A 13122-nucleotide genomic window follows, 5' to 3' on the forward strand; every position below is an offset into this window, starting at 1 on the left:
TAAATACTTAGGCTCACAATCTTCATAACAACAACCTAAAAATAGATCATTCAATTTACAGCTTTGGAGGTTCGGCACTTATTACTTCTCACTAGCACCTAAAACACTAACAAAAGAGGCAAGGATGAACTCACAAATTATTACGATACTACTGCCTTTAGCACTTGCCATTATTATGGTTGGCCTTGGCTTAGAGCTAACTTTAAAAGATTTCGCTCGCGTAGGAAAACACCCTAAAGCAGTGCTTGTTGCATTATGCTGCCAGCTCATCATATTAACCAGCATCGCATTTGTACTCTGCAAAGTGTTGACACTCCCCCCTTTATTGGCTGTTGGACTTATGCTGTTAGCGGCCTCACCAGGAGGAAGCACAGCCAACCTATTTAGCTATTTATTTAAAGGTGATTTGGCACTCAATATTAGTCTCACCGCCATTAATTCCGTGATTGCAGCATTTACACTACCTTTAATAGTAAATTTTGCGATTTCACACTTTATGCAAGACAGCCAACAAATCACATTACAGTTTTCTAAAATCTTACAGGTCTTTAGCATTATTATTGTGCCTGTTGGCATTGGCATGCTGATTCGACATTATTCGCCACGTTTGACTGAAAAACTCAATAAACCTTTACGCATCTTTGCGGTGATCTTTCTCATTTTAATTATCATTGGTGCAATTGTGGCGGAACGTGAAAATATTGGTGAATACATTTCTCAAGTAGGTATTGCCACCGCACTATTTTGTATCTTTAGCTTGTGTATTGGCTATTTTGTCCCGCGTCTGTTTGGTATTAATAGCGCACAAGCCCGCGCCTGCGCCTTTGAAATTGGCATTCACAATAGCACTTTAGCCATGACCATTGCGCTCACGGTACTCATGAATACAGCCATCGCTATGCCTGCAGCAGTCTATTCTATTTTTATGTACATCTTTGCTGCATTGTTCGGGCTTTTGCTCAACAAATTTGCAGCATTCACTCCAACAGAAGTTAATCCCCAACAAACCAGCTAATCTCAATTTAACCATTTTGTTCCCTTATAAAAGGATACTGTTTTAGTATCCTTTTATTTTTGTGTTTGCCCATGAAGCTATAGGCGCAGTTCATCAAGTTCCGCTACAATAGCCCTTTAAATAATACGATTAGGTTCTTAACTGTGAAGTGGCTACAAATTCATATTACTGTTGATCAAGCACAAGTAGATTTCACAGAAACACTACTGGGTTCACTAGGCGCGGTCAGCGTAACCTTAGATGATGCTGAAAATCAGGATTTATTAGAACCGCTTCCGGGTGAAACACCGCTTTGGAATAAAGTGATTGTGACAGGCATTTATGCCGAAGAAGAAGGCGAAGAAATTGATGTTGATGCTTTATTAACATTTATTACTGCCCAAATGCCAGAAGCACCACTGCGCCATGAGTTCATTGAAGATCAAGCATGGGAACGCACTTGGATGGATGCTTACGAACCGATCCAAATTGGTGAGAAATATTGGATTGTTCCAGAGTGGATGACACCACCTGAAGCTGACGCGGTGAATATTAAGCTCGATCCAGGTTTAGCATTTGGTACAGGTAACCATGCCTCTACATTCTTATGCTTACAATGGTTAGGCCAGACTGACGTTAAAGACAAAATCGTGATCGATTACGGTTGTGGTTCAGGCATTTTAGGCGTGGCAGCATTGTTACTTGGCGCAAAAAAAGTATATGCAACTGACATCGACCCACAAGCAGTTTTAGCAACTCAACAAAATGCTGAACTCAATGGTGTACTTGATAAACTTTATGTTGGCTTACCAGAAGAGTTCAATGCTGAACTACAAAATGAAAAAGCTGACGTATTTGTTGCGAACATTCTTGCTGGGCCACTCATGATGCTTGCCGAAGAATTCTCAACTTTAATTAAATCTGAGGGAGAGTTCGCACTTGCAGGTGTAATTGAAGAGCAAGTTGCTGATGTTTCTAACATTTACAGCAAATTCTTTGATATATTAAAGGTCGAAAAACGTGACGAATACTGGTGCAGAATCTCTGGCAAACGTCACTCGCATTAATCATTTTATGTAAAAAACATTTATGAGCAACAAACAGACCTTTTGTCCATCTTGTTCGAGTACCTACCGCGTATCTGTCGCTCAGTTGACGATTTCGCAAGGTATGGTTTGCTGTCCAAAATGTTCTCATACATTTAATGCATTATCACATCTGGTCGATGTTCAAAGTGACAACGCCCAGATGTACAATTTAGAAGAAAAAAAACAACCTACGATTCATGCTGAACCTATAGATGTTGCACAAATTAATTTTGAAGCGGATCAAGCTGAAGCTAGCACTCAAATTTATAACAATAGCCTATTAGCAATCTTTGATCAAAAAGTTGAAAACTCAAATATCGACTTACGCACCTATCTCAACAACCTTAACTACTTTAGTACAGACCCGATTGGCAACTTCCCTGCTTTAAATTGGTCTGAAAATAATGAAATTGAAAAAAAGCGTTCTATACTCAGCTATATCGGCTGGACAACCGTAAACGTTTTACTCTTTAGCGTGCTTCTATTTCAGTTTTTCTGGTTTAACCCACATTATTTAAAGAACAGCCCTATTATGAGCAGTGCTTTTAACAATATATGTGAAGTATTTACCTGCTCAAAACTCGAAGAGCATTATAATTTAGTCAACTTAAAAAAAGTCCGTGTAAAAGCCGACGGTGAAGATCAAGTGATGATTAAAGGTGAAATCATCAATCACCATACACGTAGCTTATTGTTGCCAATCATTCGAGTGGAGCTCAAACACAACGGACAGGAATTTGCGGTTTATAACATTCAGCCTAAAGATTATCTGACAGATAGTCTGACAGGTATCCAACGCATACCAAGTAACACACCATATAACTTCAATTTTAAGCTCCCACATGCACGTAAAAGCTTCGATAGCTATACTTTAGAAATCATTCGACCGTAAAATTGAAAAAAACTATTAAGAATTGCAAAAAAATTAAAAAAAAATGCAGTTTTCTTGCTCACTTTTTCTTAGACAATGGTATGATACGCGCCACGAAAGCTTTGTGCTGCAATCTCTTCAATCTTTTTAATACAAATAGAACATCAGCGAAATGCGCCTTATATACATATCGCGTATAGAGCAGGTTTTTTTGTTTTTAAAATGGTCTGTAACATATATTTAACTATTGTTACGCTTAAATTTCGACCAACTTGTCAGATTGTGGCATGCTAAATGTACAGTTTTAGAACTAACCGTTTTAGCATCTAAAACGGAGTTCATTTAAATTTTAGACCACTTTATAACTATCACTTTACCCAAGTGATATTTTGATTTTTCGGATTAATTCGCATGAATAGCAAATCTCCTATTTTTACTGCACAATCTGATGTCGCTCTTCGTATTCACGTAGATCGCGCAGTTCGCCACTACTTCGCACAATTGCAAGGTGAGCAACCTTCTCAAGTGTACGACATGGTGCTGGCAGAAATGGAGAAACCTCTTTTATCTGTAGTTCTAGAGTATACGCGTGGTAATCAAACACGCGCTGCCGAGATTCTCGGCTTAAACCGTGGCACTTTACGTAAAAAGTTAAAAGCTCACGGTTTAATGAGCGAATAAGTGATAAAATGCTTGCGGCTTCCGCAGGCATTTTTTTTATCTTGCATTTGCCTTTTTTGATTTAATTTGTTCCTTGATAACTGTGACGAAGATCATGACTATTAAACGCGCTTTAATCTCTGTTTCCGATAAAACCGGAATTGTTGAATTTGCACAAAACCTAGTGGCTCTAGGGGTAGAAATTTTATCTACTGGTGGCACATACAAATTGTTGAAAGACAATAATGTGGCCGTAGTTGAAGTTTCAGAGCACACTGGTTTCCCAGAGATGATGGACGGCCGTGTTAAAACATTGCATCCGAAAATTCATGGCGGTATCTTAGCTCGTCGCGGTCTAGACGAAGCTGTGATGGCTGAACACAACATCGATGCAATCGATTTAGTTGTTGTTAACCTTTATCCTTTCGCTGCGACTGTAGCTAAACCAAACTGCTCACTTGCTGACGCGATTGAAAATATCGACATTGGCGGACCGACAATGGTTCGTGCTGCTGCTAAAAACCATGCATCTGTAGGTATCGTGGTAAATGCTACTGACTATGCAACTGTTATTGCTGAGCTTAAAGCTGAGGGTGCTTTATCTTATGCAACACGTTTTGACCTAGCAGTTAAAGCATTTGAACATACTGCACAATACGACGGTATGATCGCATCTTACTTAGGCGCTCGCGTAGGTAAAGAAGAAGGTCAGGCTGACAAATTTGCACGTACATTCAACACGCAATTAAACAAAGCTCAAGATCTTCGCTACGGTGAAAACCCACATCAATCTGCTGCGTTCTATGTTGAAGACACAGCAACTGAAGCATCTGTTTCAACTGCAACTCAGTTACAAGGTAAAGAATTATCTTATAACAACATTGCTGACACTGACGCTGCACTTGAATGTGTTAAATCATTCGCTAAACCTGCTTGTGTAATCGTTAAGCACGCAAACCCATGTGGTGTTGCTGTTTCTCTAGACGGTATTCAAGCTGCTTATGACCTAGCTTACGCAACTGACCCTGAATCTGCATTTGGTGGCATTATTGCATTTAACCGCGAATTAGACGTTGCAACTGCGCAAGCAATTGTTGACCGTCAGTTCGTTGAAGTGATTATTGCTCCAAGCGTTGCTGAAGGCGTACTTGAAGTGACTGGCGCGAAGAAAAACGTACGTGTACTTGTATGTGGCGAGCTTCCAGCGATCACTGAACGTAAAGCTCAGCTTGACTATAAACGCGTAAACGGCGGTCTTTTAGTTCAAGATCAAGACTTAGGTATGATCACGAAAGACGACCTTAAAGTTGTGACTAAACGTGCGCCTACTGAAGCAGAAATTGATGACTTAATCTTTGCTTGGAAAGTTGCGAAATATGTTAAATCTAACGCGATTGTTTATGCAAAAGGCCGTCAAACCATTGGTGTGGGCGCGGGTCAAATGAGCCGTGTAAACTCTGCTCGTATTGCTGCAATCAAAGCTGAACATGCTGGTTTAGTTGTTGAAGGTGCTGTAATGGCATCTGACGCATTCTTCCCATTCCGTGATGGTATTGATAACGCTGCTAAAGCAGGTATCAAATGCATTATCCAACCGGGTGGTTCTATGCGTGATGAAGAAACAATTGCTGCTGCCGATGAAGCTGGCATTGCGATGGTCTTCACTGGCATGCGTCATTTCCGTCACTAATTAATTAGAAGTCGTATTTATTAATCCCCCTAAATCCCCCTTTGTAAAAAGGGGGACTTTTCACGTAAGAAACCTTGATTTTCAAGCGTGATCCCCTCCCTTTTTAAAGGGAGGTCGGGAGGGATTCTATTCTTTTGAGGGATTTTTAGATGAATATTTTAGTTTTGGGTAATGGCGGTCGTGAACATGCATTGGCATGGAAAATCGCGCAAGATGACAAAGTCGCAAAAGTATTTGTAGCACCGGGGAATGCGGGTTCTGCAACTGAAAATAAATGCGAAAATGTTGCACTGAATATTTTAGACAATGCTGCGATTATCGACTTTGCAAAAAACAATGCAGTTGATTTGATCGTGGTTGGCCCAGAAGCACCGCTTGTTAATGGTGTGGTAGATGCCTGCCGTGAAGCTGGTGTAAAAATTTGGGGCCCAACTCAATTTGCTGCGCAACTTGAAGGTTCTAAAGCCTTTGCTAAACACTTCCTCAAACGCCACAACATTCCAACTGCTTTCTATGATGTATTTACAGAAGTAGATGTAGCGAAAGCATTTGTTGAAAAAAATGGCGCGCCAATCGTCATCAAGGCTGACGGCCTTGCTGCGGGTAAAGGCGTAATTGTTGCCATGACTAATCAAGAAGCATTTGATGCGATTGATGACATGCTTGCTGGCAACAAATTTGGTGATGCAGGTTCTCGTGTAGTTATCGAAGAATTCCTTGCTGGCGAAGAAGCATCTTTCATTTGTATGATTGATGGTAACAACATTTTACCAATGGCGACTTCTCAAGACCATAAGCGTATTTTTGAAGGCGACCAAGGTCCAAACACAGGCGGTATGGGTGCTTACTCTCCTGCGCCTGTAGTGACTGCAGACGTTTTTGAAAAAACCATGAATGAAGTGATGCGTCCTACCGTTGAGGGTATGAAAAAAGACGGTCACGTTTATACAGGTTTCTTATACGCAGGCTTGATGATTGACGAACAAGGTCAACCAAAAGTAATCGAGTTTAACTGTCGTTTTGGTGATCCTGAAACACAGCCAATCATGATGCGCTTAAAATCATCTTTAGTTGATTTGGTTGAAGCTGGCATTGCAGGTAACTTACCTCAAGAAGCTGAATGGGATGAACGTAAAACAGTAGGTATCGTACTTGCGTCTAAAGGTTACCCTGAAACTTCAAGTAGCAATGATGTGATTTCAGGTTTAGACACTGAAATGACTGATGCTAAAGTTTTCCATGCAGGGACTAAAGTCAATGAAAATGGTGACATCGTAACTGCTGGCGGTCGCGTACTTTGCGTAACTGCACTTGGTGATACCATTGGTGAAGCACAAGCGAAAGCATTAGAACTTTGTGAAAAAGTGACTTTCGACGGCGTTCAATATCGTAAAGATATCGGCTACCGTGCGATTGCGCGTGAAAATGCTTAATCATTCATTTGATTAAATAAAACCCCGATTCGTTCGGGGTTTTTTCTTATTTGAAAAATTTCCTCTCCTTTTAGGAGAGGGTTAGGGAGAGGTTATTAAAACTAAAAATTACTTTAAAAACCATAATAAGCACCTATTGCTCCTGACAATAATGAACCAGCTGTAGCCACGCTAATCTCCCAGCCTCCTGTAGTTGCCTTAACGACCATTTTCCCGATCCACTCACTAACATTTTTTCCAAACCTATTAGGCTCAGTTGGTACACCATCCGCATTTAGAGCATGCTTTAATTCTTGAATATCTGAAAAAGCGACTTTATTCTCCGTAAGCAATCGTGCTAAAGAATCAAAATCCTTTGCATAAACATTCATCTGATTATTTTGATTAATTGTGCTCTCATTAACATTTCCTACTACACCCTGCATATTCTGAATATGGTAATTATTGACAGACATAGCAATTCCCTTTTCTTTTTCAGTAAACTTCAAACCTTGACCCAGAATTCCTTTGTCTTCTAATTCAAGTGACCAATTAAGTATGATGCTTTTAACTCTTTTTTTAACTGATTCTAGCTGATATCGTGCCAGCACAATAAAAGGCTCACTAATATCATTATCCTCTATTTCGATGATCAGTTGTCTCTGTCCATTAGACAATGGAGCTAGAAAAGTAGGATTCTTATTTTCTAATAAACTATTAAGTTGACCAATAGATTTAGAAAAGTTCACTGATGTAATTAATTCATCAACACTAGAAGGTAAGTTAATTGAAGTTAATGCACCAGATTTTTCCAAAAATCTCAGATCACCTTTAAATTTTCTATATTCAGGAACTTGAGCTAACTCGTAGCCATCAATTTCTTGTTTACACCATATCTTAAAGTCATCTATTTTTAGTTTAGATGCAACAAACAAGGCTTTATCTAAAATTTCTTCTATATCACTTTCAGGATCAATTGCGAGCAATTGCAATTTTTCAACTATCGAATCCGTCAATTCACACCTTTTGTATTAATTTTTAGAAATATTTAATAAGAGTCTATTTTAAATATTACACTAAATACAAATGCTATTACCTAACGAATTTATGCAACCCATGCAACTCCAAACCCCTCGCCTAATCCTTCGCCAATGGCAAGACTCCGACACTACCCCATTTATCCAAATGTGCGCAGATGATGAAGTTATGCGCTATTTTCCTAAAAAACTTGATACATCCGAAGCCACTGCTTTTCTGCAACGTATCCGCTCAGACATCGAAAAACGTGGTTGGGGTTTATTTGCCGTAGAGCTTAAAGCCACAGGTGAATTTATTGGCTTTATAGGCTTACATGTCCATCCAGCAGAATTTGAACTAGCCGATGCCCCTGAAATTGGCTGGCGTTTACTACCAAAATACTGGCAGCAAGGCTATGCCACCGAAGGTGCAAAAGCAGTTCTTAAATATGCCTTTAGAAATCTAAGATTAGACAAAGTCATTTCATTTACAGCTTGCCTGAATACGCCATCTGAACGTGTGATGCAAAGAATTGGTATGCAAAAACTCCGTGAGTTTGATCATCCGCGTGTACCATCAGATCATCCCTTAAATAAACACGTCCTGTATGAAATACGGCGTAGTGACTATCTACATATCCCATTCTGTTAAGCCTCGAATATTGTGTATTTTTAGAGTTAGCACTGATGCAATAAAAGCATTAATAAAATAGATGACGGCAAGCTCAAATCAATGTATTTCTTTTGCAGTTTGCCTGAATGTATTGTTAGGGCAGATTTTTATAAAACATCAACAAGCCAATTAAACCTTAGTAATCATAGCTCATTTATAACTGAGCTTTCCCTAAAATTTTCATATAGATTCAATTACATATAGATACAATTAACCATGCCCTATTCATCTGCTGTATAAATTACAATTTCAGATAAAGCTTCATCATATACAACAAACTAAAGCTAACACTTTATTTAAATAGAAAATAACTGACAATAGAGATTACTATGGTGTGTACACGAGTCGTATATTTAGGTGACGAGCAACAAAACATGACTGCCCGCTCTATGGACTGGAAAGTCGATGTGGGTACAAATCTGTGGATATTGCCAAATAATGTTCAAAGAAATGGATCTGCTGGTGAAAATTCAATTCAATGGACGGCAAAATATGGCTCAGTTGTGGCAACAGGCTACGACATTGCCACAACTGACGGTATGAATGAAAAAGGTCTGTGTGCCAACTTACTCTGGCTGGTTGAATCCGAATATCCTAAGCGCGTTAAAAACACCAAACCCACGCTGAGTATTTCCCTTTGGGCACAATACGTATTAGATAATTTTGCAACAGTCGCCGAAACTATACAATTTATAGAAACAGAGCCTTTTGCAGTGCTCTCAGACCAAGTCCCTGGGCAAAACCGTTTAGCATCGCTACATCTGTCCATTTCTGATGCCTCTGGTGACAGTGCAATTATTGAATATATTCAAGGCAAGCAAGTGATTCACCATAGCCGTGAATACCAAGTAATGACCAACTCTCCAACATTTGACCAACAGCTAGCATTAAATCAATATTGGAAACAAATTGGCGGAACGGTCATGCTACCAGGGACTAATCGCGCAGCAGATCGTTTTGCACGTGCTTCTTTTTACATTAATGCAATTCCCAAAAACACCGATGCAAATCATGCATTAGCCAGCGTATTTAGTGTCATTCGTAATGCCTCTGTGCCTTTTGGACTCAACACAGAAGAAGAACCTAATATTTCATCTACACGTTGGCGCACTGTAGCAGACCATAAAAGGATGCTGTATTTCTTTGAATCTGCTGTATCACCCAATGTATTTTGGGTTGATTTAAAAGAAATTGACTTTAGCAATGGTCAAAGCAAAGTATTGCATTTAGGTCAAGATCAGTCGCAAACTTATGCAGGAAAAGCAAATGATGCATTTAATACTGCACCTGCATTTAACTTCCTAGCTGTAAAAGATCAGCAATAAAATTTATCATTTTGTGATGAATTTATGCATTCATTGAAAGCAAGCAACAATGCTTAAAATCTCTGTGCAACTCGATTCAAAAAGAGTTGCACAACCATGCCAACACAAATAATCTCAAATAGTTATTTTATACATACAGCAAAATGCGAAAATTTACTCAATAAGGTACTGATATTGAATGAATAAGCAATGATATGCATTTTTCTGAATTACAATTCCAAAAATCTTATAAAGACCTAAAAAAGCTCAGATTTCAAACACTCATTAATTTCAATAAATACAATATATTGTTTTTAATATTAATTTAATGAAAACTTAAAGGTATTATGCACTATTAATGCTAAACATAGTTTTTTTCATCACTATATTGCATATTAAATTATTGCTATTATATTTCAGCAATTTAGAGCTCGTTCTAACTAAATTCTTTTATTTACAATTACTTTGTATATAAAGCTCTCTCTTTTATTTAGACTGAAATCTAGTTGCAACAATATTTGAGCCATATACAATTTGTGGTTATAAGTCAGTTAAACTGATTTCACACTTAATTTAATCTCTCTACATTTATGATACGTAAGTTGAACGCCAAAATTTAATTTACTTGGGTGAAAACATGAAAAAGTTACTTGGTTTAGTGCTCGGTGCCTCTGTTGCTCTAACAGGCTGTGGTAAACAAGAAGCTCCTACAACAGATGCTACACAAAAAAAAGATTCTACTGAACTTCAAACAGTAACTATGGCATCTACAGGTTCAGATGCAGATGTATGGCGCTATATTGCAACATTGCCTGAAACTAAAGCTGCGGGCATTAAGCTTGAAGTTAAAAACTTTACAGATTATGTGTCTATGAACACAGCTGTGGCTAACCATGAAATGGATGTGAATGCATTCCAATCGTATGCATATATGGTTGCATTCAATGACAGCAACAAAGAAAAAATTGCACCATTGTCTACAACTTACTTAGAGCCTATGGGTATTTACTCAAGCAAAGTAAAAAAATTGGACGAGTTTAAAACAGGCGCAACCATTGCGATTCCAAATGATGGTGCAAACGAATCACGCGCATTATTGCTTTTACAATCTGCTGGCTTGGTTAAACTAAAAGCGAATTTTGACAACGTTAAAGGTACAACTGCAGACGTTGCTGAAAATGCGAAAAATATCGTGATTAAACCAATTCAAATGGCAACTGCTGTACGTGTCAAAGACGAAGTAGATGCGATTGTATTGGGTAATACCCTAGCAATGGAAGGTGGCTTAAACGTATTAAAAGATGCAGTTTATTATGAGCCAATCGACCAAAGCACAAAAATGAACGTGAACATTTTAGCGGTGGCTGCTGACCGTCAAAACGATCCAGTACTGAAAAAAGTAGGTGAACTTTACCACGTTGCTGCTGTAGGCAAATATGTACAAGATCACTTTGGCGGTACAAAAGTTGATGTAAATAAACCTGTAAGCTATCTTACAGACGCAAAATAGTAATATACTTTGCACATCTAAACAGGCAAATTTACTTTGCCTGTTTTTCTTTTATTTAAAGCTTTTGACGATATGATTCAATTTAAAGACATTTCTAAGCACTTTGAGCTTAAAGGTCAAACTGTTAAGGCGCTGGATCAAATCAATCTTGAGATTCCGGCTGGCTGTATTTTTGGTCTGATTGGCTACAGCGGCGCAGGCAAAAGTACGCTTATTCGCCTAATCAATCTTTTGGAACGCCCAAGTCAAGGACAGATCTTTATTAACAATAAGGATTTTACTTCCCTAAGTGCGTCTGAATTACGCCAAGAACGTACCCATATTGGTATGATCTTCCAGCATTTCAATTTATTGCAAACCAAAACTGTTGCTGAAAATATTGAACTTCCGCTCAAATTATTGGGTGTTTCTAAAGCTGAACGTCAAAAACGCTTAGAAGAATTACTCGAATTTATTGATCTGACACATAAAAAAAATGCGTATCCAGATGAACTCTCTGGTGGTCAAAAGCAACGTGTCGGTATTGCGCGTGCTCTTGCCAATCATCCCAAAATTTTATTGTGTGATGAAGCAACATCTGCACTCGACCCGCAAACCACTCAGTCTGTTTTAGCATTATTAAAAAAGATTAACCAAGAACAAGGCATTACCATTGTTATGGTCACCCATGAAATGGATGTGATTGAAACTGTATGTGACTATGTGGCGGTTATGGAGCAAGGTAAAGTCATCGAAATGGGCTCTACTTTGGACATTTTTAGCCAACCACAACACCCAACGACTCGTACATTTATTCAAACCGTATTACAGCAACAATTGCCTGTAAACATTTTGAATAATCTTGAAAATAAAAATCATAATAGTATTTATTGCTTAAAATTTTTAGGTAGTTCTGCACAAGAAACTGTCATTCAAGCTGTAATTAAAACCTTTGATGTCAGCCTGAATATTCTATTTGCTAACATGACTGAAATTAATGGTTCAGTGATCGGACAAATGTTTATTCAATTATTGGGTGATGCCAGTGAAATTCAGCAAGCACTGCAATTTCTTCAAAATAGTGGCGTGCAAGTTGAACAATCAGGAGTCCAAGCATGAGAGATATGATTGTTCAATGGCTTACTGAAGTAACTGCGCCTTTTTGGAAAAGTTCACTTTCAATTGACCAGTTCGTCACAGCATTACAAGAAACCTTCCACATGGTGTTTTTTGCCATGCTGTTTGGTTGTATTTGGGGTTTTATTCAAGCCATTATTTTATTTGTTACCCGCCCTTCAGGTATTTTACCTAATCGTGTGGTGTATCACGGGCTTAACCCGATTGTAAACGCGCTACGTTCCCTGCCGTTTATTATTTTGTTAATCGCAGTTATTCCTTTAACTAAAGTGATTGTAGGCACATCTATTGGTACTTGGGCAGCCATTGTGCCTTTAACGATTTATGTCGGTCCTTATATTGGTCGCTTAATTGAAACGTCTTTACTCGAAGTCAATGACGGTATTATTGAATCAGCTCAAGCGATGGGAGCAACGCCATTACAAATTATTTTTAAATTTGTATTGCCTGAATCACGTAGCTCACTCATTTTAAACCTTACCACTGCCACCATTAGCTTAATTGGTGCAACTGCTATGGCAGGTGCAGTTGGTGCTGGCGGTATTGGTGATTTAGCCATTTCTTATGGTTATCAACGCTTCGATACCAGCGTAGTGATTTTAACGGTGATTGTTTTACTCATCTTGGTGCAAATTGTACAAAGTTTGGGAGATTGGCTGTCGAAAATTCGTTAAGGCTTCCACAACACTATACACAAACCCTCTTCGGAGGGTTTTTTATGTGCTCAATTTAAGAATATACAAAACCAGATCATATAAAACTTCACCAATTCCACTGCAATTAACGCA

At 38.6% G+C, this 13122-nt stretch carries 12 protein-coding genes; 11 read left to right on the top strand and 1 reads right to left on the bottom strand.

Features of this window, described 5'->3' with window-relative positions:
- Positions 1-124 precede the first annotated feature (124 nt).
- The 6 genes from D9K81_RS04185 to purD all read left to right on the top strand — a co-directional run bounded on the left by D9K81_RS04185 (position 125) and on the right by purD (position 6736).
- Positions 125-1015, top strand: coding sequence for a bile acid:sodium symporter family protein (locus D9K81_RS04185; protein WP_120373375.1), 891 nt, complete (start codon positions 125-127; stop codon positions 1013-1015).
- 143 nt (positions 1016-1158) lie between these two features.
- Entirely contained in the window at positions 1159-2061 is a 903-nt protein-coding gene (gene prmA / locus D9K81_RS04190) for a 50S ribosomal protein L11 methyltransferase (RefSeq protein WP_120373376.1), read from the top strand.
- Positions 2062-2083: 22 nt separating this feature from the next.
- Positions 2084-2974 (top strand): DUF3426 domain-containing protein, encoded by an 891-nt coding sequence (locus D9K81_RS04195; RefSeq protein WP_120373377.1) that lies wholly within the window; start codon positions 2084-2086, stop codon positions 2972-2974.
- Positions 2975-3364: 390 nt separating this feature from the next.
- Positions 3365-3634 (top strand): DNA-binding transcriptional regulator Fis, encoded by a 270-nt coding sequence (gene fis / locus D9K81_RS04200; protein ID WP_001086304.1) that lies wholly within the window; start codon positions 3365-3367, stop codon positions 3632-3634.
- Positions 3635-3728: 94 nt separating this feature from the next.
- A complete protein-coding gene (gene purH, locus D9K81_RS04205; protein WP_120373378.1) occupies positions 3729-5303 on the top strand; it encodes a bifunctional phosphoribosylaminoimidazolecarboxamide formyltransferase/IMP cyclohydrolase in 1575 nt (524 codons plus the stop codon).
- A gap of 149 nt (positions 5304-5452) precedes the next feature.
- A complete protein-coding gene (purD, locus tag D9K81_RS04210; protein ID WP_120373379.1) occupies positions 5453-6736 on the top strand; it encodes a phosphoribosylamine--glycine ligase in 1284 nt (427 codons plus the stop codon).
- Positions 6737-6849: 113 nt separating this feature from the next.
- Here the strand turns inward: purD and D9K81_RS04215 are convergent, their stop codons facing one another.
- On the bottom strand, positions 6850-7731 hold the full coding sequence (locus D9K81_RS04215; protein WP_120373380.1) for an AbiTii domain-containing protein: 882 nt from the start codon (positions 7729-7731) through the stop codon (positions 6850-6852).
- Between the two features lie 100 nt (positions 7732-7831).
- Here D9K81_RS04215 and D9K81_RS04220 point away from each other — a divergent pair, with 100 nt between their 5' ends.
- From D9K81_RS04220 to D9K81_RS04240, 5 genes are all read left to right on the top strand, one after another.
- Positions 7832-8383 carry a GNAT family N-acetyltransferase gene (locus D9K81_RS04220; protein ID WP_120373381.1) on the top strand — a complete coding sequence of 184 codons (552 nt, stop codon included), beginning with the start codon at positions 7832-7834 and terminating at the stop codon, positions 8381-8383.
- 350 nt (positions 8384-8733) lie between these two features.
- Complete coding sequence (locus D9K81_RS04225; protein WP_120373382.1) at positions 8734-9729, top strand: linear amide C-N hydrolase; 996 nt, start codon at positions 8734-8736, stop codon at positions 9727-9729.
- 616 nt (positions 9730-10345) lie between these two features.
- The gene (locus tag D9K81_RS04230) at positions 10346-11218 is read left to right on the top strand and encodes a MetQ/NlpA family ABC transporter substrate-binding protein (RefSeq protein ID WP_120373383.1); all 873 of its coding nucleotides are present in this window, start codon (positions 10346-10348) and stop codon (positions 11216-11218) included.
- A 72-nt stretch (positions 11219-11290) separates the two neighbouring features.
- Complete coding sequence (locus D9K81_RS04235; RefSeq protein WP_120373488.1) at positions 11291-12316, top strand: methionine ABC transporter ATP-binding protein; 1026 nt, start codon at positions 11291-11293, stop codon at positions 12314-12316.
- Entirely contained in the window at positions 12313-13008 is a 696-nt protein-coding gene (locus tag D9K81_RS04240) for a methionine ABC transporter permease (RefSeq protein WP_120373384.1), read from the top strand. The genes D9K81_RS04235 and D9K81_RS04240 overlap by 4 nt, the downstream gene beginning before the upstream one ends.
- Positions 13009-13122: the final 114 nt, after the last annotated feature.

Source organism: Acinetobacter chengduensis (assembly GCF_003664645.1).
In the GTDB taxonomy this organism is placed as follows: domain Bacteria; phylum Pseudomonadota; class Gammaproteobacteria; order Pseudomonadales; family Moraxellaceae; genus Acinetobacter; species Acinetobacter chengduensis.

Excerpts from the sequence above, each read along its gene's own strand:
- D9K81_RS04185 (WP_120373375.1), top strand. The coding sequence starts at position 125 with ATGAACTCACAAATTATTACGATACTACTGCCTTTAGCACTTGCCATT.
- D9K81_RS04195 (WP_120373377.1), top strand. The coding sequence starts at position 2,084 with ATGAGCAACAAACAGACCTTTTGTCCATCTTGTTCGAGTACCTACCGC.
- fis (WP_001086304.1), top strand. The coding sequence starts at position 3,365 with ATGAATAGCAAATCTCCTATTTTTACTGCACAATCTGATGTCGCTCTT.
- purH (WP_120373378.1), top strand. The coding sequence starts at position 3,729 with ATGACTATTAAACGCGCTTTAATCTCTGTTTCCGATAAAACCGGAATT.
- purD (WP_120373379.1), top strand. The coding sequence starts at position 5,453 with ATGAATATTTTAGTTTTGGGTAATGGCGGTCGTGAACATGCATTGGCA.
- D9K81_RS04220 (WP_120373381.1), top strand. The coding sequence starts at position 7,832 with ATGCAACTCCAAACCCCTCGCCTAATCCTTCGCCAATGGCAAGACTCC.
- D9K81_RS04225 (WP_120373382.1), top strand. The coding sequence starts at position 8,734 with ATGGTGTGTACACGAGTCGTATATTTAGGTGACGAGCAACAAAACATG.
- D9K81_RS04230 (WP_120373383.1), top strand. The coding sequence starts at position 10,346 with ATGAAAAAGTTACTTGGTTTAGTGCTCGGTGCCTCTGTTGCTCTAACA.
- D9K81_RS04235 (WP_120373488.1), top strand. The coding sequence starts at position 11,291 with ATGATTCAATTTAAAGACATTTCTAAGCACTTTGAGCTTAAAGGTCAA.
- D9K81_RS04240 (WP_120373384.1), top strand. The coding sequence starts at position 12,313 with ATGAGAGATATGATTGTTCAATGGCTTACTGAAGTAACTGCGCCTTTT.